General features: G+C 61.0%; 18 protein-coding genes. 7 read left to right on the top strand and 11 right to left on the bottom strand.

Features of this window, described 5'->3' with window-relative positions; genetic code table 11:
- Positions 1–3: 3 nt before the first annotated feature.
- The 10 genes from ABGM93_RS18590 to ABGM93_RS18545 form a co-directional block, all read right to left on the bottom strand.
- Complete coding sequence (locus tag ABGM93_RS18590) at positions 4–954, bottom strand: sugar kinase (RefSeq protein ID WP_321502001.1); 951 nt, start codon at positions 952–954, stop codon at positions 4–6.
- A gap of 3 nt (positions 955–957) precedes the next feature.
- Positions 958–1,932 carry an ABC transporter permease gene (locus ABGM93_RS18585; RefSeq protein WP_321501999.1) on the bottom strand — a complete coding sequence of 325 codons (975 nt, stop codon included), beginning with the start codon at positions 1,930–1,932 and terminating at the stop codon, positions 958–960.
- Complete coding sequence (locus tag ABGM93_RS18580; protein ID WP_321501997.1) at positions 1,929–3,440, bottom strand: sugar ABC transporter ATP-binding protein; 1,512 nt, start codon at positions 3,438–3,440, stop codon at positions 1,929–1,931. Before ABGM93_RS18580 ends, ABGM93_RS18585 begins: the two co-directional genes overlap by 4 nt.
- A gap of 93 nt (positions 3,441–3,533) precedes the next feature.
- The gene (locus ABGM93_RS18575) at positions 3,534–4,424 is read right to left on the bottom strand and encodes a substrate-binding domain-containing protein (protein ID WP_319775366.1); all 891 of its coding nucleotides are present in this window, start codon (positions 4,422–4,424) and stop codon (positions 3,534–3,536) included.
- Between the two features lie 489 nt (positions 4,425–4,913).
- Positions 4,914–5,849: an alpha/beta hydrolase gene (locus tag ABGM93_RS18570; protein ID WP_321501995.1), complete on the bottom strand. Its 936-nt coding sequence runs from the start codon at positions 5,847–5,849 to the stop codon at positions 4,914–4,916.
- A gap of 15 nt (positions 5,850–5,864) precedes the next feature.
- Positions 5,865–7,067 carry an MFS transporter gene (locus ABGM93_RS18565; RefSeq protein WP_321501993.1) on the bottom strand — a complete coding sequence of 401 codons (1,203 nt, stop codon included), beginning with the start codon at positions 7,065–7,067 and terminating at the stop codon, positions 5,865–5,867.
- Positions 7,068–7,463: 396 nt separating this feature from the next.
- A complete protein-coding gene (fabV, locus tag ABGM93_RS18560; RefSeq protein WP_321501990.1) occupies positions 7,464–8,660 on the bottom strand; it encodes an enoyl-ACP reductase FabV in 1,197 nt (398 codons plus the stop codon).
- 77 nt (positions 8,661–8,737) lie between these two features.
- Positions 8,738–9,157 carry a MaoC family dehydratase gene (locus tag ABGM93_RS18555; RefSeq protein ID WP_321501988.1) on the bottom strand — a complete coding sequence of 140 codons (420 nt, stop codon included), beginning with the start codon at positions 9,155–9,157 and terminating at the stop codon, positions 8,738–8,740.
- Between the two features lie 88 nt (positions 9,158–9,245).
- The gene (locus ABGM93_RS18550) at positions 9,246–10,748 is read right to left on the bottom strand and encodes a CoA-transferase (RefSeq protein ID WP_321501986.1); all 1,503 of its coding nucleotides are present in this window, start codon (positions 10,746–10,748) and stop codon (positions 9,246–9,248) included.
- Between the two features lie 229 nt (positions 10,749–10,977).
- Positions 10,978–11,889, bottom strand: a complete 912-nt coding sequence (locus ABGM93_RS18545; RefSeq protein ID WP_321501984.1) for a LysR family transcriptional regulator — start codon at positions 11,887–11,889, stop codon at positions 10,978–10,980.
- Between the two features lie 300 nt (positions 11,890–12,189).
- Between ABGM93_RS18545 and ABGM93_RS18540 the strand changes: the two genes are divergently transcribed.
- The gene (locus tag ABGM93_RS18540) at positions 12,190–12,924 is read left to right on the top strand and encodes a beta-ketoacyl-ACP reductase (protein WP_321501982.1); all 735 of its coding nucleotides are present in this window, start codon (positions 12,190–12,192) and stop codon (positions 12,922–12,924) included.
- 239 nt (positions 12,925–13,163) lie between these two features.
- Here the strand turns inward: ABGM93_RS18540 and ABGM93_RS18535 are convergent, their stop codons facing one another.
- A complete protein-coding gene (locus ABGM93_RS18535; protein ID WP_321501980.1) occupies positions 13,164–14,156 on the bottom strand; it encodes a LysR substrate-binding domain-containing protein in 993 nt (330 codons plus the stop codon).
- Between the two features lie 161 nt (positions 14,157–14,317).
- On the opposite strand from ABGM93_RS18535, the gene chvE reads away from it, so the two are divergent.
- The 6 genes from chvE (at position 14,318) to ABGM93_RS18505 (ending at position 22,117) form a co-directional block, all read left to right on the top strand.
- Positions 14,318–15,382 (top strand): multiple monosaccharide ABC transporter substrate-binding protein, encoded by a 1,065-nt coding sequence (gene chvE / locus ABGM93_RS18530; RefSeq protein ID WP_321501978.1) that lies wholly within the window; start codon positions 14,318–14,320, stop codon positions 15,380–15,382.
- A 270-nt stretch (positions 15,383–15,652) separates the two neighbouring features.
- Positions 15,653–17,197, top strand: coding sequence for a multiple monosaccharide ABC transporter ATP-binding protein (gene mmsA / locus ABGM93_RS18525; RefSeq protein WP_321501975.1), 1,545 nt, complete (start codon positions 15,653–15,655; stop codon positions 17,195–17,197).
- On the top strand, positions 17,194–18,417 hold the full coding sequence (gene mmsB / locus ABGM93_RS18520) for a multiple monosaccharide ABC transporter permease (RefSeq protein ID WP_321501973.1): 1,224 nt from the start codon (positions 17,194–17,196) through the stop codon (positions 18,415–18,417). Before mmsA ends, mmsB begins: the two co-directional genes overlap by 4 nt.
- Before the next feature lie 4 nt (positions 18,418–18,421).
- Positions 18,422–19,414: an AraD1 family protein gene (araD1, locus tag ABGM93_RS18515; protein ID WP_321501971.1), complete on the top strand. Its 993-nt coding sequence runs from the start codon at positions 18,422–18,424 to the stop codon at positions 19,412–19,414.
- An 8-nt stretch (positions 19,415–19,422) separates the two neighbouring features.
- On the top strand, positions 19,423–21,168 hold the full coding sequence (araD, locus tag ABGM93_RS18510; RefSeq protein ID WP_321501969.1) for an L-arabinonate dehydratase: 1,746 nt from the start codon (positions 19,423–19,425) through the stop codon (positions 21,166–21,168).
- Positions 21,155–22,117: a Gfo/Idh/MocA family oxidoreductase gene (locus ABGM93_RS18505; RefSeq protein WP_321501967.1), complete on the top strand. Its 963-nt coding sequence runs from the start codon at positions 21,155–21,157 to the stop codon at positions 22,115–22,117. Before araD ends, ABGM93_RS18505 begins: the two co-directional genes overlap by 14 nt.

The following is a 22,117-nucleotide window of genomic DNA, read 5'->3' as shown; positions in this document are numbered from 1 at the left end:
CGCTTACCTCGTACGGTCTTTCATGAATTGATCGAGTTCGGCACGGGTCGCCGCCCCCTCCATCGGCCCGACCTTCGTCACCGCATGCGCGCCCGCCGCATTGGCATAGGCGAGCGCCTCCTCCACCGAGTGTCCCATAAGCCACATCCCGACAAAGGCACCGCCGAAGCAGTCGCCCGCACCTGTCGGATCGATTTCCTCCACCTTGAGCGGCGCCACATCCGTGCGCCCGGTGGCGCAGAAGTGCGAGGCTCCCTTTGCCCCGCGCTTCACAACGATCTCCGGAATGCCCCGCGCCAGCAGGTCCTTCACCGCCCCATCCTCGTCCTGCGCTTCGGTGAAGAGGAAGATCTCGTCGCCCGAGGGCAGGAACACGTCCGTCTGCGCCAGAACCTCTCCAAGAGCGGAGCGCAGGCCCGGCGTATCCAGGATCTCCGGCCGCAGGTTCGGATCGAAGGAGAGCGTCCCGCCTTGCGCCTTGATCCGCGCAATCGCTGTCTTCAGCAGTTTCGAAAGCCCCGGGGAGCTGAGCGCCGTGCCCATCACGTGAATATGCGATGAGGTGTCGATCACCGCTTCCGCCTCTGCCGTCAGCTCCAGCTGGCCGCAGGCGGAATGTGCGATGTTGAACACGAAAGCGCGCGAGCCATCCTCGCGGTAGCGCACGAAGGCAGAGCCCGTCGGCGCGCCATCCTCGGCGATGGCGATGCCGGCGATGTTCACCCCGTCGGCCGAAAGCCGGTCGAGATTGACCCGCCCGAAATCGTCGGCCCCGACGCGCGAGATGATCGCCGCCCCCGCGCCGATACGGGCCGCCTGGTCGACAAAAATCGCAGGCGCTCCGGAGGGGAACGGCCCGATCAGCGGTTGCGCGGCGCGAAACCCGTCGCCTTTTGTCGTGGCAACGATCTCGACGAGAACCTCGCCGACGGTCAGAAGCTGCTTGTCAGCCATTGCTCAGACTTTCCGACGCTTGGAGCGCACGTCGAGCCAGACGGCGAATACGATAACAAGCCCCTTGACGATCAGCTGGTAGAAATAGGGAACGGACAGCATGTTCATGCCATTGTTGAGCGCGCCGATGATCAGCGCGCCGATCAGCGTTCCGATCATCGAGCCCGTTCCGCCGGACAGCGACGTGCCGCCCAGAACGGCAGCGGCGATGGCGTCGAGCTCGTAGCTCATTCCGGCGTTGGTCTGTGCCGAATAGAGGCGTGAGGACAACAAGATGCCGGAGATCGAGGCCATCAGACCGGAGATCATGAAGATCACAATCTTCATCCGGTCGACCTTGATGCCGGAATAAAGCGCCGCCTCGCGGTTGCCGCCGGTCAGATAGGTCTTGCGACCGAAGGTGGTCTTCGACAGCAGGATGTGGTTGGCGATGAACAGCGCCACCACGATCCAGATGATGATCGGCACGCCGAGGAAGCTGTTGGCGCCGATGGCGGTCCATGTCGGGTCCATGATCATCGCCGGAGCGCCATTCGTCGGCAGGCTCACCATGCCGCGGTAGATGCTCATCGTCGCAACGGTCACGATGAAGGATGGCAACAACAACCTGGCCGTCAGGAGCCCGTTCACGCCGCCCATCAGGATGCCGGACACCAACGTCAGCATCAGCGCCGGTGTGAAGCCCCACCCGAGCCCGATCACCTGTGCCCCCACCATACCGGCAACCGCGATGATGGAGCCGACGGAAAGGTCAATCTCGCCCAGCAGGATCACCCAGGTCATGCCGAAGGCCGCAATGGCGATCACCGCCACCTGCTGCAGGATGTTCATCAGGTTCGCCACCGACATGAAGCGCGGATTGGCGATGGAGAAGATCACACACAGCGCGACGAGCGCGAGGAAGATGCCGCCATATTGGCGCATCATGGTCTTGAGGGTGGCCATGGGATCGGCCTTGTAGACGGATGTCTCGGTCATTTCTTCTGTCCCGTAGCAAAACTCATGACGCTTTCCGGTGTCAGGTCGGCGCGCGGCATAATCGCCTGGACCCGCTTTCTGGACATGATCACCACACGATCCGACAAGCCGAGCACCTCGGGCAGATCGGAGGAGACCATGATGATCGCGGTGCCGTCTGCGGCCAGTTGCCGGATGATGCGGTAGATCTCGAACTTGGCGCCGACGTCGACGCCGCGTGTGGGCTCATCGAGGATCAGCACACGTGGCCGGGTCATCAGCCACTTGGCGAGCACGACCTTCTGCTGGTTTCCGCCAGACAGCGTACCGGCTGTCGTCTCGATGGAGGCGGCGCGTACGCCGAGCCGTGTGCTTTCCTCCTGCGCGCATTCTCCTTCGCGTTGCTGGTTCAAAAACCCGCCCGAAGAGACGCTGCCAAGCGCCGCCATTGTGATGTTGGCGCGCACGGCGTGGGCCAGCACAAGGCCCTCTTCCTTGCGGTTCTCGGTCACGAAGCCGATGCCCTGACGGATGGCGTCGGAAGGATCCTTCAGCGCCACCTCGTTGCCATCGAGCCGGATTGTGCCCTCATACCAGCGCATGCCGAACAGCGCCTTCATGACATCGGATCGGCCCGAACCGACGAGACCGAAGAATCCCAGGATCTCGCCCGGCTTGACCGAAAAGCTCACATCCTGAAAGACGCGTCCGCTGGAAATGTGCTCCACCTCCAGGATCGGTGCCACATCCTGCCCCGGTGCGTCGCCGACGCGCGGCGGATAGATCTCGTTTATCTGCCGCCCGACCATCAGCGCGATCAGTTCGTCGATGGAGGTCTTGTCCTTTTCCAGCGTCGCGACGTACTCGCCGTCGCGCATCACCGTGATGTCGTCGGACAGCCGCATGATCTCTTCCATGCGGTGCGAGATATAGATCACCGCCTTGCCCGCTTCCGTCAGCCGACCGACGATCCGGAACAGGATTTCCGCTTCCGCATCCGACAATGACGACGTCGGCTCGTCGAGGATCATGATATCGGCGTCGTGACTGAGCCCCTTGGCGATTTCGACCAGCTGGCGCTGGGCGATGGACAGATCACCGACACGGGCGCGCACATCGATCGGCAGACCCAGCTCACGCACCAGCGTCTCGGCCCGCTCCACCAGCTTGCGCTCGGAAATAAAACCGAAGCGGCTCGGCTCACGGGTCGCGAGAATGTTCTCCGCCACCGTAAGCGTGTTCACCAGGCTCAGCTCCTGAAACACGATCGCCAGACCGCGGGCCGCGGCCTCCTGCGGCGAGCGGGGCGCGAACGGCGCGCCACCCAGCAGGATCGTCCCCTCGGTGGCTGGCTGAACGCCCGCCAGGATCTTCATCAGCGTGGATTTGCCCGCACCGTTTTCGCCGAGAAGCGTGTGGACCCGCCCCCGACGCACGTCGAGCTCCATCCGCTTGATCGCCGTGATCGGTCCGAAGGTCTTCTTCACATCGCGCAGAGACAGCACGACGTCATTCGGGGTCTCGGCCACTCCGGGCACCCTCACATTGGTCTGATAACAAAAGCCCTCCGCGACCAGATACGCATATCCGGCGCGGAGGGCAAAAAGCTCCGGCGTGCCGTCTTACTTGCCGGTATAGACACCCGGCTCGATCGGCTGCTCGGCCGGAACGTCTTCGCCGTTCATCACCTTGATCGCGGTGTCGACGGCCTGCTTGCCCATTTCGCCCGGGAACTGCTGGATGACGCCGACCATGACGGGATCACTGTCGACCGCGTTGCGTGCCTCTTCCATGCCATCGAAGCCGATGACCTTCACCTTGTCCTGGAGGCCCTGGGACTTGACGGCGACGGCAGCTGCCAGCGCGGCATCGTCACCGAAGCCGAAGATGCCGGTGATGTCGGGATGCGCCTGCAGCATGTTCTGGGCAACCGCCAGCGCTTCGGCGCGCGTGATGCCGGTCTGCTGGGCGACGATCTCGATCTTCGGAGACTTCTCAAGCGCCTTCTTGAAGCCCTCGACGCGGGCGACCACGGACTGCACGGTCGGGTAGTCGATGATCGCGACCTTGCCCTCACCGCCCAGAACCTTGGACATCAGCTCGCCGGCCTTCACGCCACCGGCGTAGTTGTCCGTGCCGATGTAGGAAGTCACGTCGATGCCCTTGGCCGGCACATCGACCGTCAGCACCTTGATGCCCGCCTTCTGCGCCTTCATGATCGCCGGCAGCACGCCCTGGCTGTCGACCGGCGAGATCACGATCACATCCACACCCTTGACGATGAAGTCCTCGACATCGGCAAGCTGCTTGCTGAGATCCTGATTGGCGATGGAGACCTCCAGCGACACCTTCTTCTCCGCCGCTTCCGCCTTCATGGCATCGGCAAGCTCAATGTAGAACGGATGCTGCTGGGTCAGAAGCGACGCGCCGATCCCGTCGGCCCAGGCCGAAGTAGCGGCAAGAAGCGCAGCGCCAGAGATAAGAACGGACTTGAGAACGCGTGAAATGGACATCTGTCCTCCCTTCGCATTTGTGGACATGCGGCGAGATCATCACACGACCTCCCCTCGCATAATTTTCTCGCGATATCATTTTAATTTACTCGTGTAAAATTAATTGGGCAAACGCGCGACAAGATCGCGCGGGACTTGTCCACATCCCGGCGGCGGCAAGGCCGCCCAGAGGGGCGCGCCCACCTCCTCCCGGAACGCGCGGAGCAAGAGGCGCGTATCGGAGGCTTCCAAAGGCGGAGAAAAGACCGCCCATGTCAGGCAATTGAAACAGGAGTTGGCGCGGAATTCCGGGGCGTGCAGGCGCGGCCACCAGCGGGAAAACCCGCATTCATTCCCAGCCGATCAGACCCGAAGGTTCGCACATGATTTTCGGCGATCCCGGTCATCCGCCCAAAGCGTCACTTGCTTGACGCCAAAAGCACGGAATTGACCCGGATCGCCTCAATGTTCTAATCGCCAGCTTTCAAGAGCCGCCGCTGGTCGGCAGGCTCAGCTGTTGAGAAACTCATTCATCTTGTCATAGACAAAGGCGCACTCTTCAGGAACCAGATCTTCCAGGTTCATGAAAGTATGGATCATGCTCTCCATATTGACATGGTGCGCAGCAACGTTGGCGGCGATCAGCTTTTCACAATAGGCCTTGCCCTCGTCCCGCAAGGGGCAGAACTCCGCCGTCACAACGAAGGTCTCCGGGAGTTTTCTCGTGAAGTCCCCATAGAGCGGCGAGGCCGCCTTCCGGCATTCTCCATTCTTGAAGTAATTGTCGAAGTACCAGGCGACCTTGCCCGCCTGAAGCAGATAGCCGACCGCATTCTCCTCCATGGATTTGGTATCCATGGTGTAGTCAACACTGGGATAGATCAGGAACTGCTTCTTGATCTTGACGCTTGCGTCAAACTGGGCAAGCCCGGAAACGCTCCCGCACAACGCACCGCCACCTGAATCGCCAGCGATGGAAAGCTCACGCTTGAATTTCATTCCACGCGCGGCGAGCACGCCGAACGCTCCCTTGAGCGTGGCATAGGCGTCATTGACACCTGCGGGATAAGGGCATTCAGGCGCGAGCCGATATTCCGGCGCAATGACAATATGTCGTGTGGCCAGTGCGATCTTGCGGCAGATCGGATCATAAACCGTGACGCTGCCGGCCATACCTCCACCGCCGTGGTAGTAGATCAGGACCGGCAGTTCTTCTTCCGGTGCCGGGTTGTAGATGCGAACCGGGACCTGGTAGCCCTCCGCCGGAACGATGTCATCCTGAATGAGCGCGACCTCCGGGATCTTGGTGACATAGGTCGCGGTGAGGTTTGCCAGCCCCTCGCGAGCGTTCGTCGCATTGGGCTTGAATCCCGCTGCCACAAGCTTGGCAACCGTCGCGTTGAGTTCTTCCAGATAGCCTTTGAGCTTCGGGCTTACTTCACGCATCGTCTTGTCGCTCCCTTATGCTTGTTTTTCGGAAAGTTTCAGCTCTGCCTGCTTTTCGCTGGGCTCAGGCAAAAGGAAGCTGGCCACAAACAACGTCGAGGAAAACGCTATGGCGAAAACGGCTGAGAACATGACCGAACCGGTCGTATCCGCGATAACTCCGGAGATATACATCAAGATAGTCTCGATCAGATACGAGACGGACCAGAACATCGCGAACACGACTGAAATACGGCCCGGTGTCATTCCCGGCATTTCGTAGGGCAGCGTGAGAAGACTGGTCATCGGCACGAACATCAGAAACCCGGCAAGGAAGGCGCAGATATAGGCGATCGTTGCATTGCTCGTGAAAGCCATCGCAGCCGCAAACAGAGTCATGAACAATCCGGACCACCGGAGCACCGGAACGCGCAAGGTGAAGCGCTTGGCCGCAATGATGCCGACGATCGTCCCAACCATGCCGGCAGAGATCATGATCGAAGACAGGTATTTCGCCTCCGCCGCAAAATTCGGAACGAGCGGGAAGATCGCGAACACAGAGATATAGCAGAACAGGATACCGGAATAGGCAAAGGGAAGCAGCCAGTTGACCGGTTCCTTGACACCCTCCTTGAAGCCATAAGTCTCAGGCGCCTTGCCCTCGTCCTTGTTGCCGGACAGTGCGAAATCCTCCGACACAAGCATCCAGAGCACCAGCAGAACGAAACTTGCAGCGGAAATGCCGATGACGACATTCTGCCAGCCCCCCAGACGCGACAAGAGAGCGCCGGTGAAAAGAATGGCCAGCAGGTTCCCCATATTGAAGGCGGCCGCGTTGATACCATTCACGATCGGACGCTCGCCCGGCGTGAAGTAGTTCATGACCACCGGGTTCATGTAGACGATGATAAACGCGCCCCCGAAGCCCATGATCAGGCGGCTGAAGACATATAGCGGATAGTTCGTAGCAAACGCGCCCAGTATGCCAGCCACGATCAGAAGGGATGCGAAAGCGAAGGCTTTCTTGGGTCCAAGCTTCACCAAAAACCAGGCAGCGACCAGGTTCCCGATGATTTTCGCAATCGTGATCGCATTTGTCATCCAGGTAGCAGCAGCAATTCCATCAACCTGGTAAAAGGACATAATGTCCTTGGTCATCATATTTCCCGCGACCCATGACATTGCGAATAGCGCATATGTCATGAAGACCACGAATTCGATAATCGGCTTTCTGAGCATTGCTGGAACCTCTCTAAGCTAGATCTGTTTTTCTAGTTCCAGCAATGATTCTTATATGATTTGGAGCCTTTCCATTTTCCCGTTTTCAGGAAGATTAATTGACAGAAATACAATAATCATCAATGACCACGCTGATATTCGCGATATAGGCCCTAGCGGCGCCCCATGTCAAACGGCGCGCCATCCTTGTATATCCGCGGCAAACAGCGATCGCGGATGTCCGAACCGCGAGGAATATCCGGTGCTGCGCGCCGACATGACGCACAAGAAAGACCGGGATGGGCAAGCACTTTCTGTGCGCATCGCCTGAGCAACGCAAACATCCTCGCGGAAGCATTCCCCGCGAGGATATTGACGTTTTTCCGCGCGATCTGAGCGATGCGCCATTCCGAGCCTTCAGACGGCGGAAAGCCGCCTCAGATCCAGATCCTCGTCATAGTCGACACCTTCGAGGAAAAACCCGTTGAGCTTGAGGAATTCGCTTTTGTAGCCCTCGTAGTCGCCCAGTTCGCGGAAATTCTCCGGCGTCATGCGATCGACAATCTCACGGACCTTCTCCTGCACATCGGCGCGAAGTTCCCAATCATCGACCCGCACAAGACGGCTCTCGTCCGTCACAACCTTGCCGCCCCCGCTATAGACACGATCAGCATAGAGGCGCTGCATCTGCTCGATGCATCCCTCATGCAACCCCATCTCCTTCATCACCTTGAAAAGCGCCAGGATGTAGGGCGAAAAGGCGGGAATGAAGACGCTGGCCTTGGTCACCAGCGCCTTGCAGACAGCGACATGGGCTTGCCCGCCAATCGATTTCATCTTCGCATCGAGCTTGTCGGCCGTGGCATGCAGGTGCTGCTTGGCATGCCCCAAGGTTCCTTCATGATAAATGCGATAAGTGATCTCGGATCCGATGTAGGAATAAGCAAAAGTCTGGCAGCCTTCGCCAAGGACACCCTCTTCCATCAGGAAGGAAATCCACTCCTCCCAATCCTCGCCACCCATCACCTTGACGGTATCTTCGATCTCTTTCTCGCTGGCTGGCTCAAGCGTGGCCTCTTCGAGCCGGTCTTTTTCAAGATTGACGGTGTAGCCCTTCAGCGGCTCCCCGACAGTCTTGATCGAGGAGCGGATCAACGCCCCGCTTTCCGGATCGGGCCGGACACCCGTGGCAAGGGAATAGACCACCAGATCGACACTGCCGCCGAACTCGGTCTTGATGTAATCGACGACCTCACGGCGCATCTCCGTCGAAAAGGCATCTCCAACAAAGTTCCTGGCGATAAGCCCCTCTTCTTCCGCCTGACGAGAGAAATTGATCAGGTTGAACCAGCCTGCCGTCCCGACACCCTTGTCCGAAGGCCCGCGCTCGAATGCAACGCCGATGCTGTCGGCGCGCGCGCCGCCGAATGCCAGAGAAATGCGGGATGCCAGACCGAAACCGGATGAAGCCCCCAGAACAAGAACCTTCTTCGGCCCGTTCGCGATCTGCCTCGCCTGGCGAACATAGTTGATCTGGTCCTTGACCGCCTTGCCGCAGCCGACCGGATGGCAGGACTTGGCGACCTGCCCCTTGATGATAGGTTCGATAATCATGGTCTACTCTGATTTTGGGAGCTGATCGTCCAACTCGGGATGCTGGCCAGGAGAGCGCCAGCCGATCGGAACATGCCCTAGGAAGTTGCCGGCGGCCGTACCGTCGCGGTGCCTTCGATGACGACTTTGCCGTCCTGATTTTTGCTTGTGGTCTTCAGGTGAACGATTTTCTTTTGCATGTTTATTTCGATCACTTCGACTTCAGCCCGCACTGTATCGCCGATGAAGACAGGGGCGACGAACCGCAACGACTGGCCCAAGTAGATCGTGCCCGGGCCAGGCAATTGCATGCCCAGCACACAAGACGTCAGGCCAGCAACGAGGATGCCATGCGCTACGCGTTTGCCGAAAATACTCTTCTCCGCGGCGACATTGCTGACATGGACGGGGTTTGTATCGCCGCTTATCCCGCAGAACATTGCTATTTCGGCTTCACCAATGGTCTTCTCGAACCAGGCTATCTGGCCCACCTTCAACTCTTCCAGCGTGTAACTCATCGCAACCTCGCCAGTCGTCATGTATCGATGATCGGAATATGTTGCCCGACAAGTGGAGGAGAGGCGCAACAATCCCGTGTGAGACGTTTCAGCTGTTGACCGCCGGACGCAGAACCAGATTCAAAGCCTCGTTGCGGAACAGGCGGGCATCCATTTCCTGGAGTTCCGGACTAATCCTCGGCGTGAAATCCATCTGACCGAGCACATCTTTTTCCAGGTCTACACCTGGAGCGATCTCGGTAAGCTCAAGACCTTCTTCCCCCAGCCTGAATACTGCGCGCTCGGTGATATAGGTTACCGACTTGCCGGTCTTGCGGGCACGGTCACCAGAGAAGGTGATCTGCTGAACGGACGATAGAAACTTCCGGATTTTGCCATCCTGAAGAATGGTGAACGTGCCGTCCCCGGTTTCGAATTTCAGCCCACCGGCAGTGAAAGTGCCGCAGAAAAAGACCTCTTTGGCATTCTGGGTGATGTTGATGAAACCACCGCAGCCAGCGATCTTCGGCCCAAACCGGGAGACGTTGATATTGCCCCTCGCATCGGCCTCGGCGAGCCCGAGAAAAGCCAGATCGACCCCGCCTCCGTCATAGAAGTCAAACATCTGATCCTGGGTGATGATCGCATCGGGAAACGCGGAAGCGCCAAAGCTCAACCCACCGGCCGGGGTGCCACCGACAGCGCCCGGCTCGACCGTGGCGATCATCCGACCGGTCACCCCTTCCTCGTCGGTCACCTGCGCGATGACTTCAGGAACACCGATGCCGTAGTTGAGCACGGCCCCTTCGCGCAGCTCCAGCGCGGCCCGGCGGGCGATGACCTTCTTGGCATCGAGCTTGCGGACCGCCGACGCCTCGCAACCGCGCTCGCCGCGCCCGCAAAAGGCCGGATTGAAGAGTTCGGAGAAGGTCTGCATGTGATCCTCTCCGTCGGCGACGACCACGGCATCCACCAGAATGCCCGGAATTCGAACCTTTTGCGGGTCGAGGGCTCCGTGCTCAACGACCTGCTTGACCTGAACGATGACCTTGCCGCCCATGTTGGTCACCAGCTGCGCCGCAGCCAGATTCTCAAGGATGAGACACTCATCCTCCATCGTGATGTTGCCATGGGTATCGGCAGTGGTGCCGCGCAGCAGCGCCACGTTGGCATCGATCCGCTTGTAGAAGAGATACTCTTCGCCGGCGATCTCCATCACCGAAACCAGATCGTCTCTGGTGACCGAGTTGATCTTGCCGCCCTCAATGCGCGGGTCGACAAAGGTCCCGAGCCCGACATGCGTGAGCGTACCAGGCTTGCCGGCGGCGCTGTCGCGGATCATGTGGGCGATCACCCCTTGCGGGAAATTGTAGGCCTCGATTTCCTCGCGAACCGCCAGATCCTGCAATTTCGGGATAAGGCCCCAGTGACCTCCGATCGCACGCCGAACCATGCCGGGATGAGCGAAATGATTGTTCGCCCTGTCCTTGCCGTCGCCCTGCCCCGCAGTGAAGTACAAATCCAGATTCTTCGGAGATCCTGTCTTCAGAAAGCGGTTCTTGATCGCGATTTCGACCTTCTCCGGGACGACAGCTCCAATGAAACCTCCCAAGATAACCCGATCGTTATCTTCTATCAGCTCAGCCGCTTGCTCCGCGGTCAATATTCTTACTTGCATTGCTCGACCACTTATTGGAAGGCGCGCAATTTTGTTTCGAAAGCGCCTTTGTTTTTCAAAGCAATGCTAGGTACCTTCGCTTCACGAGGAAACAGACAAACATCCAAAATAGAATTCCGCAAACGGGACAATTGTCCCGCTGCAACAACAATTCCGCCCCCCCTCAGCTCTCCTCTTCATCGATCTCGCGGGTACGTCGGATCAGGAAATCCTTGAAATTGGTGCATGACAGCGGCATCTGGCGCCGCTGGCGGTAGTAGAGATTGAGCTCGAACTCCGCATCGAGATAATCGCCGAGGATGGCCACCAACCGGCCGTCGGCCAGTTCAGAACGCAGGATGTTGTGCGGCAGGTAGGCCACCCCACCTCCCTTCAGCGCCACTTCCTTGATGAATTCGCTGTCCTCAACCTCAACCGTCTGGGCGATGTTCACCGCCGAGTATTCGCCCCCCTCGTGGAACACCCACTTGTTGCCTCCAACCAGCGTACTGGCAAACAGACAGTTGTGACGGCCCAGATCCTCCGGCACGGTCGGCATGCCGTAGCGGCTGGCATATTCCGGCGAACAGCAGGCGACCAGCGGATAGCGCAGGAGCGAGCGGCGTATCAGAAGACTGTCTTTCTCCTGAAAGCCGTCATAGATCGCTTTGGCGCGGATAACGAAATCGACCTTCTCGACCATGTCGACCTCGTAGGCCGTCTCGATCACACGGAAATTCACCTGCGGATGCGCGAGCAGATATTCGCCGACGATGCGGCTCAGAAACCGCTTGGCATAGAGCGGGGTGGAGGCGATGACGATCGTTCCGCGCTCTTCCTGCCCGAAGCGCTGAAGCTCCGAGAAGATGTCCTCGATCTCCGCATTGACGCTATTGAAGCGGTTGTAGAGATGCTGCCCCGGCTCAGTCGCAACCACCTTGCGGGTCGAGCGCTTGAGAAGGCTAACCCCCAGCTTTTCCTCCAGCTCGATGATCCAGCGGCTCCCGGCACTGGGGGAAATGCCATAGAGGCGGGCGGCATCGGAAAAAGATCCGGTACGCACGACATTGAGAAAATAGACCATCTTGTCGAGCATGGCGCAATCTCTCCTGCGGGCAGGCAAATCGATAAATCTCCTGAGATTTCAGGAGCAACGACCGAAAAGGGGGAGCGCTGGCGGCAGAGATGAGGCGGGGAGGTTTGGGGCTCGCCAAGGCCATGAGGAACTTTTCTTCCCCCCCATGAGCCAGAGTGCGCACGAGGGCCAATCCCATTTCGGCATTTGTGTTTTGCTGACCCGTCTATAACCATCTGCCCCCCTTTCATGTCAATAATTCGAGCCGCGGCATGTGTGCACGTATAAACGCCGTGAGGCACAAAAATAGAAGATCGAATTATGTTAAAAGACAAAATCTGCATCGTAACCGGCGGAGCTCAGGGCATCGGGCGCTGTATCGCGGAGGTATTCGCGGCTGAGGGCGCGAAGAAGGTCTTTGCTTGCGACATGAACATGGACATAATGTCCGACTATGAAAACAGATTTTCGAACATCGAAGCCGTCGAACTCAACGTTTGCGACCGAGATGCAATTTCTGCGTTCGTCACCGATGTGAAGGACACGTACGGAAGAATCGACGTCCTGGTGAACAATGCCGGCATCACCCGTGACAATCTGCTTGCGAAAATGAGCGAGAAGGATTGGGACATGGTGGTCGACGTGAACCTCAAGGGCGTGTTCAACATGACCCAACACGTCTCGCCGGTCATGATCGAGAACGGCGCAGGCTCTATCATCACCATGTCCTCCGTCGTCGGCACGGACGGCAATATCGGCCAGACCAACTACGCCGCCACCAAGGCCGGCGTTATCGCGATGACCAAGAGTTGGGCCAAGGAGTTCTCCCGCAAGGGCGCCCAGGTGCGCGCCAACTGCGTTGCACCCGGCTTCATCAAGACACCGATGACCAAGGATCTGCCGGAAAAGGTCATTGCCTACATGGAAGGCAAGACCCCTCTCGGCCATATGGGCGAACCTGAAGACATCGCGCAGGCCGCGCTGTTCCTCGCCAGCGACCGTGCCCGTTTCATCACCGGCCAGTTGCTGAAGGTCGATGGCGGCCTGGTGATCTGAAGCGCCACCGCCAACAGCCGCCTTTCACATTGGAGGCGCGATCGACGCCGCGACAAGCGACGCTCCGGGCATGCTTTTGGGATCCCCGCCGCAAGGACCAGTCAACGGCTCCGAAGCCAATTGAAGATCCACCGAGATCCTCAATTGGCCAATCGGAAGCGGCGCTCCTCCAATCAGCAAAGCCCGGACCACGCGGCTGCCGCGGTACGGATCATGACGTGCCGACAGCAGCTCGCTGGTCAAACAATGGGCTGAGGCGGGATCTGGGGTATTTTCTGTCGTATCAACTGCCGGACCCGGTGGACCGCCGGAGACGGCTCAACCCCACGCAGATAAATCAGCGAATAGGGCACCACAGCCATGTCCCTTCCCGCGTCCAGGCAGCGAATGCGGCCGCCGAAAGCGTTTGGAGATGCGTAGAAATTGGCTGCGGATCGGGCGATCGGCGCGATCGCGTTGGTTTCGCAGATGATCGCAAGCGTCAAAAGCATCGATGACGTGCTCAGGATACGCTCCGGCGGCCGATAGCCGTTGCGCAGCAGATATGCCTCAACCGTTCGCCGCAGCAGCCCATCCTCCGGCTGCATCACCCAGTCATAAGCCAGACAATCCTCGACCGAAGGGTTCGGATGGCGGGAGAGCGGATGCTCCAGACGAGCAATGAGCGAGACGGGTTCGGGCCCGATTTCATTGAGTGCGACTGCGTGTGTTTCCATCCCGTCAGGCACCCGGCCGATATAGAAATCAAGATCACCGGCCAGCAGCGCATCGCCAAGCCTGTTGCTGGTGTCCACGAGCACCGAAAGCTCGATTTCGGGATAGGTCACGCGCAATTCGCGGATCACCGGCAACACCAGCTGCACGGCAGGCCCCGTCACGCTGCCGATACGCACCGCGCCGCGCTCTCCGCTTTCAATGGCGGCGATTTTCTGCTGCACCGCATCGAGACCGCGCAACGTCTGGCGCGCCTGCTCGGCCAACGCCTTGCCTGCCGCCGTCAGGGTCACACCGCGCGCATGGCGGTTATAAAGACGGGAGCCGACCGTCCTCTCCAGATCGGACAGCAGGCGCGAGGCGGCAGGCTGGGTCATCGCCACCTGCGTGGCAGCGCTGGAAACCTGGCGGGTTTCAGACAGGGCCAGCAACAGCCGCAGCTGCGACAGCCGTAGCCCGCGCCGGATCAACTCGTCGCGAGCGGCAAGACCGCCTTTTGCCGAAGATGCCGTGTCCATATGCGATATACCAAAACTAGTATAACAAAATCGATATTGCGTATTTGATTGTTATAGCCGGAAGGCGCAAAGTGCAACAATTACGGATTCCGGAGGGGAATCCCTGAATATGATCCTGCGGACCGCATCAACGGCGGAACCGACGGGACCGGGAGGAAAAAATGAATTTGACCAGACGCGCCTTCGGCGCGGCCGTTATTTCCATTGCGCTTGCTGCGCCTGCTATTGCGCAGGACAAGGGATATGTCGGCATCGCCATGCCCACCAAGTCGTCCGCCCGCTGGATCGACGACGGCAACAACATGGTGAAACAGTTCGAGGCGGCCGGTTACACCGCCGACCTGCAATATGCCGAAGACGACATCCCCAACCAGCTCGCCCAGATCGAGAACATGATCACCAAGGGCGTGGATGTGCTTGTCATCGCGGCGATCGACGGCACCACGCTGACAAGCGCGTTGGCCAATGCAGCGGCCGCCAATATCAAGATTGTCGCCTATGACCGGCTGATCCGCGACAGTGGCGATGTCGACTATTACGCCACATTCGACAATTTCAAGGTCGGCGTGCAACAGGCCGAAACGCTTGTGGCGGGACTGAAGGAACGGTTCCCCGACGCCCGCCCATGGAACGTGGAGCTGTTCGGCGGCAGCCCAGACGATAACAACGCCTACTTTTTCTACAACGGCGCCATGTCGGTGCTGCAGCCGCTGATCGACGAAGGCCAGGTCGCCATTCCCTCGGGACAACGTGGCATGGATACGGTCGGGACGCTGCGGTGGGACGGCTCGGTCGCGCAGGCGCGGATGGATAATCTGCTCTCCGCCTATTACACCGACCGAAAGGTCAACGGGGTGCTTTCACCCTATGACGGCCTTTCCATCGGCATCATCTCCTCGCTGCAGGGCGTCGGCTACGGCTCAGGCGACATGAAGATGCCGATCATCACCGGCCAGGATGCAGAGGTTCCCTCCGTCAAGGCGATCCTGCGCGGGGCGCAATACTCCACCATCTTCAAGGATACCCGAGAGCTCGCCCGCGTGACCATGGGCATGGTGGACGCCCTGCTCACCGGCGGCACACCGGAGATCAACGACACGAAGACCTATGACAATGGCGTCAAGGTCGTCCCCTCCTATCTGCTGGAACCGGTGCCGGTGACGGCGAAGAACTGGGAGAGCGTGCTGATCGAAAGCGGGTACTACACCCGAGACCAGATCCAGTAGTCCGCCGCCCATCCGCTGCCCCCCATTCCGCGCAGGCGTCCGCAAGGGCGTCCGCGCGGGACGAACCGGGTCGCAGGTCGTCGTTTCAGCTTCGGCTTCTTGAAATCGATCGACAGCCGCCTGGGCTGGGCGCCATGCGTTGCCCCGCCCGGATCCGGCGCGCCGGGGCCCGCCCCGGCTTGCGATGAGCCGCCATAGCCGACCGCGTGCGCCCGACTGTTTGCGCCCGACCGCTTGCGGCGGATCTCTTCGAAAAGACGCGAGACTGTGATGTCACCGATCCTCGAAATGCGAGAAATCACCAAGGAATTCCCGGGCGTCAAGGCGCTCGATCGGGTGACCCTGTCTGTTGACGAAGGCGAGATCCATGCCGTCGTCGGCGAGAACGGGGCGGGCAAGTCCACGCTCATGAAAGTGCTGTCCGGTGTCTATCCGCATGGCAGCTACGAGGGCGAGATCGTCTTTGACGGCGCCCCGCGCACCTTCCGCTCCATCCGCGACAGCGAAGATCTCGGGATCATCATCATTCATCAGGAGCTGGCTCTGATCCCGCTCCTGTCGGTGGCGGAGAACATCTTTCTCGGCAATGAGCGCGCCCATGGCGGCATTATCGACTGGCGCGAGACGCACGAGCGGGCCGTCGAGCTTCTGGCCCGCGTCGGCCTGAAGGAGAACCCGGAGACCATCGTCGAGCAACTCGGCCTCGGCAAGCAGCAGCTGGTCGAGATCGCCAAGGCGCTTTCGAAGAACGTTCGTCTCCTGATCCTCGACGAGCCGACCTCGTCGCTGAACGAGAGCGACAGCGAGAAGCTTCTGGATCTACTCGTCGACTTTCGCGCCAAGGGCATCACCTCGATCCTCATCTCGCACAAGCTGAACGAGGTCTCGAAGGTCGCCGACACGATCACCGTACTGCGCGACGGGGCGACGGTGGCGCGCATGGCATGTGCCGACGGTGTCGACGAGGACGAGATCATCCGCAACATGGTCGGCCGGTCGCTCCAGGACCGCTATCCGCCGCGCGGGCCGGGTGAGCCCGGCGAGATCGCGATGGAGGTCCGCAACTGGACCGCTTGCCACCCCCTCCACCCCGGACGGCGGGTGGTCGACGACGTCAGTTTCCATGTCCGCAAGGGCGAGGTCCTGGGCATAGCCGGGCTGATGGGGGCCGGGCGAACGGAACTCGCCATGAGCCTCTTCGGCCGGAGCTATGGCCGCGACATCTCCGGCGAGGTCGAGATCAACGGCCGGCCCGCCGACGTCTCCACGGTGCAGCGGGCCATCCGCTCCGGCATCGCCTATGCCACCGAAGACCGCAAGACCTATGGCGTCATCCTCGACGACACCATCCGGCGCAACGTGCCGCTCGCCAACCTCCCCGCGGTTGCTCGAAACGGCATCGTGGAGCGCCACCGGGAGGCGGAAGTGGCCGAAAGCTATCGCGACCGGCTGGCGATCAAGTCCGCCTCGGTCGAACAGGCCGTTGTCGACCTGTCGGGCGGCAACCAGCAGAAGGTCGTGCTCTCCAAGTGGCTCTTTGCTGATCCGGACATCCTGATCCTCGACGAGCCGACCCGGGGCATCGATGTCGGCGCGAAATTCGAGATCTACACCGTAATCCGCGACCTCGCCGCCCAGGGCAAGGCGATCATCGTGATCTCGTCGGAACTGCCGGAACTGCTGGGGATTTCAGACCGCATCTACGTGATGAGCGAAGGCCGGTTCGTGGGTGAGATGCCAGCGGCCGAAGCGAGCCAGGAGAAGATCATGGCAAGGATTGTCCGTTCCGCAGCGGAGACGGGAGCACAGGCATGAGCGACACGACAACCCCCATCCGCCTGTCGAGCGCCAGATCAGGCGAGAGCGCAGCCGCCCCCAGGTCGGGCTGGCATTTCCTCAAAGGTCACCTTCGCGAATACGGCATCCTCATCGCGCTGGTCGTCATCATGGCCTTCTTTCAGGTCGCGACCGACGGGATCCTTCTGAAGCCCGTGAACCTGACCAATCTCATCTTGCAGAACTCCTACATCGTCATCATGGCGGTGGGCATGCTGCTGGTGATCGTGTGCGGGCACATCGACCTTTCCGTCGGCTCCGTGCTGGGCTTCATCGGGGCGCTGGCGGCGGTGATGATCGTGCAGTGGGACATGCCGTGGCCGGTAGCGAGCCTTCTGTGCCTGGGCGCGGGCGCGCTGATCGGCATGGCCCAGGGCTTCTGGGTCGCCTATTTCCGCATTCCTTCCTTCATCGTCACGCTTGCCGGCATGCTGGTCTTCAAGGGGTTGACGCTGTGGCTTCTCGCCGGTCAGTCCGTCGGCCCCTTCCCGCCCCATTTCAGGCTCATCGCCTCCGGCTTCGTACCCGACATCTTCGCTGGCGAGCACCTGAACCTGTTTTCGCTTCTCATCGGCATCGCGGTGGCCGGCCTGCTGCTGTGGCTCGCCATGCGCACCCGCGCCCAGCAACGCAGCGTCGGTGCGGAGGTCGAGCCCTTCGCCTTCTTCGCCGCGCGAAACCTGCTGATCTTCGCAGCCCTCGTCTACATGTCATGGCTCATGGCGGGGTTTCGCGGACTGCCAAACGTCTTCGTCGTCATGGCGCTCTTGATCGCGATCTACGCCTTCCTGACCAACCGCACGACCTTTGGCCGCCGCATCTATGCCATTGGCGGCAACGAGAAGGCGGCGTCCCTATCGGGCATCAACTCCAAGCGCCTGACTTTCCTGACATTCGCCAACATGGGCATGCTGGCCGCGCTCGCGGGGCTTGTCTTTGCCGCCCGCCTCAACACGGCAACGCCGAAGGCCGGTGTCGCCTTCGAGCTCGATGTGATCGCGGCCGTCTTCATCGGGGGCGCCTCCATGTCCGGCGGTGTCGGTACGGTCGTCGGCGCCGTGGTGGGCGCCTTCATCATGGGGGTCATGAACAACGGCATGTCGATCCTCGGCATCGGCATCGACTGGCAGCAGGTCATCAAGGGGCTCGTCTTGCTGGCCGCGGTGATCTTCGACGTCCTGAACAAGCAGAAGGGGTGAAGCCATGCTGCTGTCCCAATACTCTCGGGCGGATGGAACTCCGCAGATCGTCGTTCGCGAGGGAACAGAAGCCTATGAGGTGAAAACCGACCTGTGCCTCTACGCGCTCGCGCGCGACTGCATCGATACGGGCCAGCCGCTGCGCGAGCGGATCGCCGCGCTCGGCGTCCGCGACGCGGTGGACATCGAGGCGCTTTACGCATCCGGCAGACTTCTGCCGCCGGTGACCCATCCCGACCCTGCGCATCTCCACATGACCGGCACCGGGCTCACGCATCTGGGATCGGCGTCTACGCGTGCGGAAATGCACAAGGCAGCGCAAGAGCACGAGACCGACAGCATGCGGATGTTCCGGCTGGGTGTGGAGGGCGGCAAGCCTGCGAACGGTGCGGCCGGGGTGCAGCCGGAATGGTTCTACAAGGGCAACGGTTTCTCGCTCGCAGCTCCTGGCGCCCCGCTGGAAGCGCCCGAATTCGCCGAGGACGGCGGCGAGGAGCCGGAAATCGCCGGGATCTATCTCATCGCGCCGGATGGAACGCCGGTGCGGCTGGGCTGGGCGCTGGCAAACGAGTTTTCCGATCACGTCATGGAACGGCGCAACTACCTCTATCTCGCCCATTCCAAACTGCGCCCCGCGGCCATCGGCCCGGAACTCTTGATCGGCGAGCTGCCGCAAAGTGTCGAGGGCCTCTCGCGCGTCAGGCGGGGCGACGAGACGATCTTCGAACAGCCGTTCCTTTCGGGCGAGGCCAACATGAACCATTCGCTGGCGAACCTGGAACACCACCATTTCAAGTACCGGCTGTTCCGCCAGCCGGGCGACGTGCACATCCACATGTTCGGAACGGCAACGCTCTCCTTCGCCGCAGGGATCACCCCGCGCGACGGCGACGTTTTCGAGATCGAGGCGGGTCCCTTTGGCCTGCCCCTGCGCAATCCCCTGTCCTTCACGCCGCTCGCAAGTCCCGAGCCGCGCATCGAAATCCGCACGCTGTGAGTGACCCGATGCCTTTTCAACCGGCGGCATGGCCCCGCAAACTCAGATCGCAGGAATGGTACGGCGGCACGTCGCGCGACAACATCTATCATCGCGGCTGGCTGAAGAACCAGGGCTACCCGCACGACCTGTTCGACGGCAGGCCGGTGATCGGCCTGCTCAACACCTGGTCGGAACTGACGCCCTGCAACGGCCATCTGCACGAGCTGGCGCAGAAGGTGAAGGCAGGCGTCTGGGAGGCTGGCGGATTTCCGCTGGAGGTGCCGGTTTTCTCGGCCTCGGAGAACACGTTCCGTCCGACCGCCATGATGTACCGCAACCTCGCCGCCATGGCGGTGGAAGAAACGATGCGCGCCCAGCCGATTGACGGGGCGGTTCTGCTGGTGGGGTGTGACAAGACCACGCCGTCGCTGCTGATGGGTGCGGCCTCCACCGACATCCCCTCCATCGTCGTCTCAGGCGGCCCGATGTTGAACGGCTGGTTCCGGGGCGAGCGGATCGGATCAGGCACGGCGCTGTGGCAGATGTCGGAGGACATAAAGGCGGGCAAGATCAGTCGGGCGGATTTCCTGGAGGCCGAACAGGCGATGAACCGGTCTTCGGGCACCTGCAACACCATGGGCACGGCCTCCTCCATGGCCTCCATGGCCGAGGCATTGGGAATGGCGCTGTCCGGCAATGCCGCCATTCCCGCCGTCGATGCCCGCCGACGCGTGATGGCGCAAATGACGGGACGGCGCATCGTGCAAATGGTCAAGGACGACCTCAAGCCCTCCGATATTCTCACCAGGCAGGCGTTTGAAAACGCGATCCGCACCAATGGCGCGATCGGCGGCTCAACCAATGCGGTGATCCACCTTCTGGCGCTTGCCGGCAGGGCCGAGGTGCCGCTGACGCTCGACGACTGGGACCGCCTCGGTCGCGACGTGCCGACCATCGTCAACCTGATGCCGTCGGGCGACTATCTGATGGAGGAGTTCTTCTATGCCGGTGGCCTGCCCGTCGTCTTGAAGCGCCTCGGCGAGGCCGGGATGCTCAATCGCGAGGCGCTAACGGTGTCGGGCAAATCCATCTGGGAAGAGGTCAAGGATGCGGAGAACCGGAACGAGGATGTGATCCGACCGGCGGAGCGGGTGCTGACCTCGTCGGGCGGGATCGCCGTGCTGAAGGGAAATCTGGCGCCGGATGGCGCGGTGATCAAGCCTTCTGCCGCCTCCCCCCACCTGATGAAACACCGCGGCCGCGCCGTCGTGTTCGAGGATATCGACGCCTACAAGGCGCAGATCGACGACGAGGCTCTCGACATTGACGAGACCTGCGTGATGGTTCTCAGGAACTGCGGTCCGAAGGGATATCCGGGCATGTCGGAAGTCGGCAACATGGGCCTGCCGCCCAAGGTGCTGAGAAAGGGCATCACCGACATGGTGCGCATATCCGATGCGCGCATGTCCGGCACCGCCTATGGCACGGTGATCCTGCATGTATCGCCGGAAGCGGCAGCGGGCGGGCCGCTCGCCATCGTGCGCACCGGCGACATGATCGAGATCGACGTGGAAGCCCGCTCCATCCACCTCGATCTGTCATCCGACGAGATCGCCACGCGCCTGGCCCAATGGCGCGCGCCGGAGGGACCGCCAGCCCAAGGCGGCTACACCCGCCTTTATTACGACAGCGTCGAAGGTGCCGACACGGGTGCCGATTTCATCTTTCTCAAGGGCCGCCGAGGCCGGGAGGTACCACGTGACAGCCACTAGCATCGCGCTTGTCGGCATAGGCAAGATCGCCCGCGACCAGCACGTCCCCGCGCTGGCCGCCTCGCCCGCCTTCGAACTGGCGGCGACCGTCAGCCGATCCGGCGGCGTGGAGGGCGTGGAGAATTTCAACAGCGTCGAGGCGCTCGTCCGCGACCGTCCGGATATCCGCGTCCTCAGCTTCTGCACACCACCGCAGGTCCGTTATCCGGGAGCGCGCGCGGCCCTTGAGGCGGGCTGTCACGTTATGCTGGAAAAGCCGCCAGGCGCCAGCCTGTCGGAAGTGCATGCGCTTGAGGCGCTGGCATCCGACAAGGGCCTGACACTCTTCGCCACATGGCATTCCCGTCACGCGGCCTCGGTCGCGCAGGCAAAAGAGTGGCTCGCCGACAAGGCGGTGAAATCGGTCAGGATCGACTGGAAGGAAGACACCCGCGTGTGGCATCCGGGACAGCGCTGGATCTGGCAGGCAGGCGGGCTCGGCGTCTTCGATCCGGCGATCAACGCCTTTTCGATCCTGACGGAGATACTGCCGGTGCCGGTTCATGTGAGCGGCGCGGAACTGCGGTTTCCGGGCAACTGCGAGACGCCGATCGCGGGAGAGGTGCGCATGGATGGCCCCTGCGGACCGCTGGTCATCGCCGATCTCGACTTTCTCCACGAGGGCGATCCGTTCTGGCGCCAGACCTTCGAGACCGATGGTGGCACGCTCACGCTCGACCAGGGCGGCGCAATCATGGAGATCGACGGGGCAAGGCATGCCGGGGAGGATTGGAAGAAGCCCGGCATCCACGGCGAATATGACGGGCTCTATGCCAAACTCGCCAACCTTCTGAAAGCCGGGGCCTCGGAGGTGGACCTTCGTCCGATGACGCTGGTCGCCGACGCCTTCACACTCGGCCGCCGCCTCGATGCCCCGGACTTCTTCGATCCCGCGCTCCAGGAGACTTGA

Source organism: Breoghania sp. (assembly GCF_963674635.1).
Taxonomy (GTDB): domain Bacteria; phylum Pseudomonadota; class Alphaproteobacteria; order Rhizobiales; family Stappiaceae; genus Breoghania.
This window is presented reverse-complemented; position numbering and strand designations above follow the sequence as displayed.

Coding starts and splice junctions, on each gene's coding strand:
- ABGM93_RS18590 (WP_321502001.1), bottom strand. CDS start 954: ATGGCTGACAAGCAGCTTCTGACCGTCGGCGAGGTTCTCGTCGAGATC.
- ABGM93_RS18585 (WP_321501999.1), bottom strand. CDS start 1,932: ATGACCGAGACATCCGTCTACAAGGCCGATCCCATGGCCACCCTCAAG.
- ABGM93_RS18575 (WP_319775366.1), bottom strand. CDS start 4,424: ATGTCCATTTCACGCGTTCTCAAGTCCGTTCTTATCTCTGGCGCTGCG.
- ABGM93_RS18570 (WP_321501995.1), bottom strand. CDS start 5,849: ATGCGTGAAGTAAGCCCGAAGCTCAAAGGCTATCTGGAAGAACTCAAC.
- ABGM93_RS18565 (WP_321501993.1), bottom strand. CDS start 7,067: ATGCTCAGAAAGCCGATTATCGAATTCGTGGTCTTCATGACATATGCG.
- fabV (WP_321501990.1), bottom strand. CDS start 8,660: ATGATTATCGAACCTATCATCAAGGGGCAGGTCGCCAAGTCCTGCCAT.
- ABGM93_RS18555 (WP_321501988.1), bottom strand. CDS start 9,157: ATGAGTTACACGCTGGAAGAGTTGAAGGTGGGCCAGATAGCCTGGTTC.
- ABGM93_RS18545 (WP_321501984.1), bottom strand. CDS start 11,889: ATGCTCGACAAGATGGTCTATTTTCTCAATGTCGTGCGTACCGGATCT.
- ABGM93_RS18540 (WP_321501982.1), top strand. CDS start 12,190: ATGTTAAAAGACAAAATCTGCATCGTAACCGGCGGAGCTCAGGGCATC.
- ABGM93_RS18535 (WP_321501980.1), bottom strand. CDS start 14,156: ATGGACACGGCATCTTCGGCAAAAGGCGGTCTTGCCGCTCGCGACGAG.
- chvE (WP_321501978.1), top strand. CDS start 14,318: ATGAATTTGACCAGACGCGCCTTCGGCGCGGCCGTTATTTCCATTGCG.
- mmsA (WP_321501975.1), top strand. CDS start 15,653: ATGTCACCGATCCTCGAAATGCGAGAAATCACCAAGGAATTCCCGGGC.
- mmsB (WP_321501973.1), top strand. CDS start 17,194: ATGAGCGACACGACAACCCCCATCCGCCTGTCGAGCGCCAGATCAGGC.
- araD1 (WP_321501971.1), top strand. CDS start 18,422: ATGCTGCTGTCCCAATACTCTCGGGCGGATGGAACTCCGCAGATCGTC.
- araD (WP_321501969.1), top strand. CDS start 19,423: ATGCCTTTTCAACCGGCGGCATGGCCCCGCAAACTCAGATCGCAGGAA.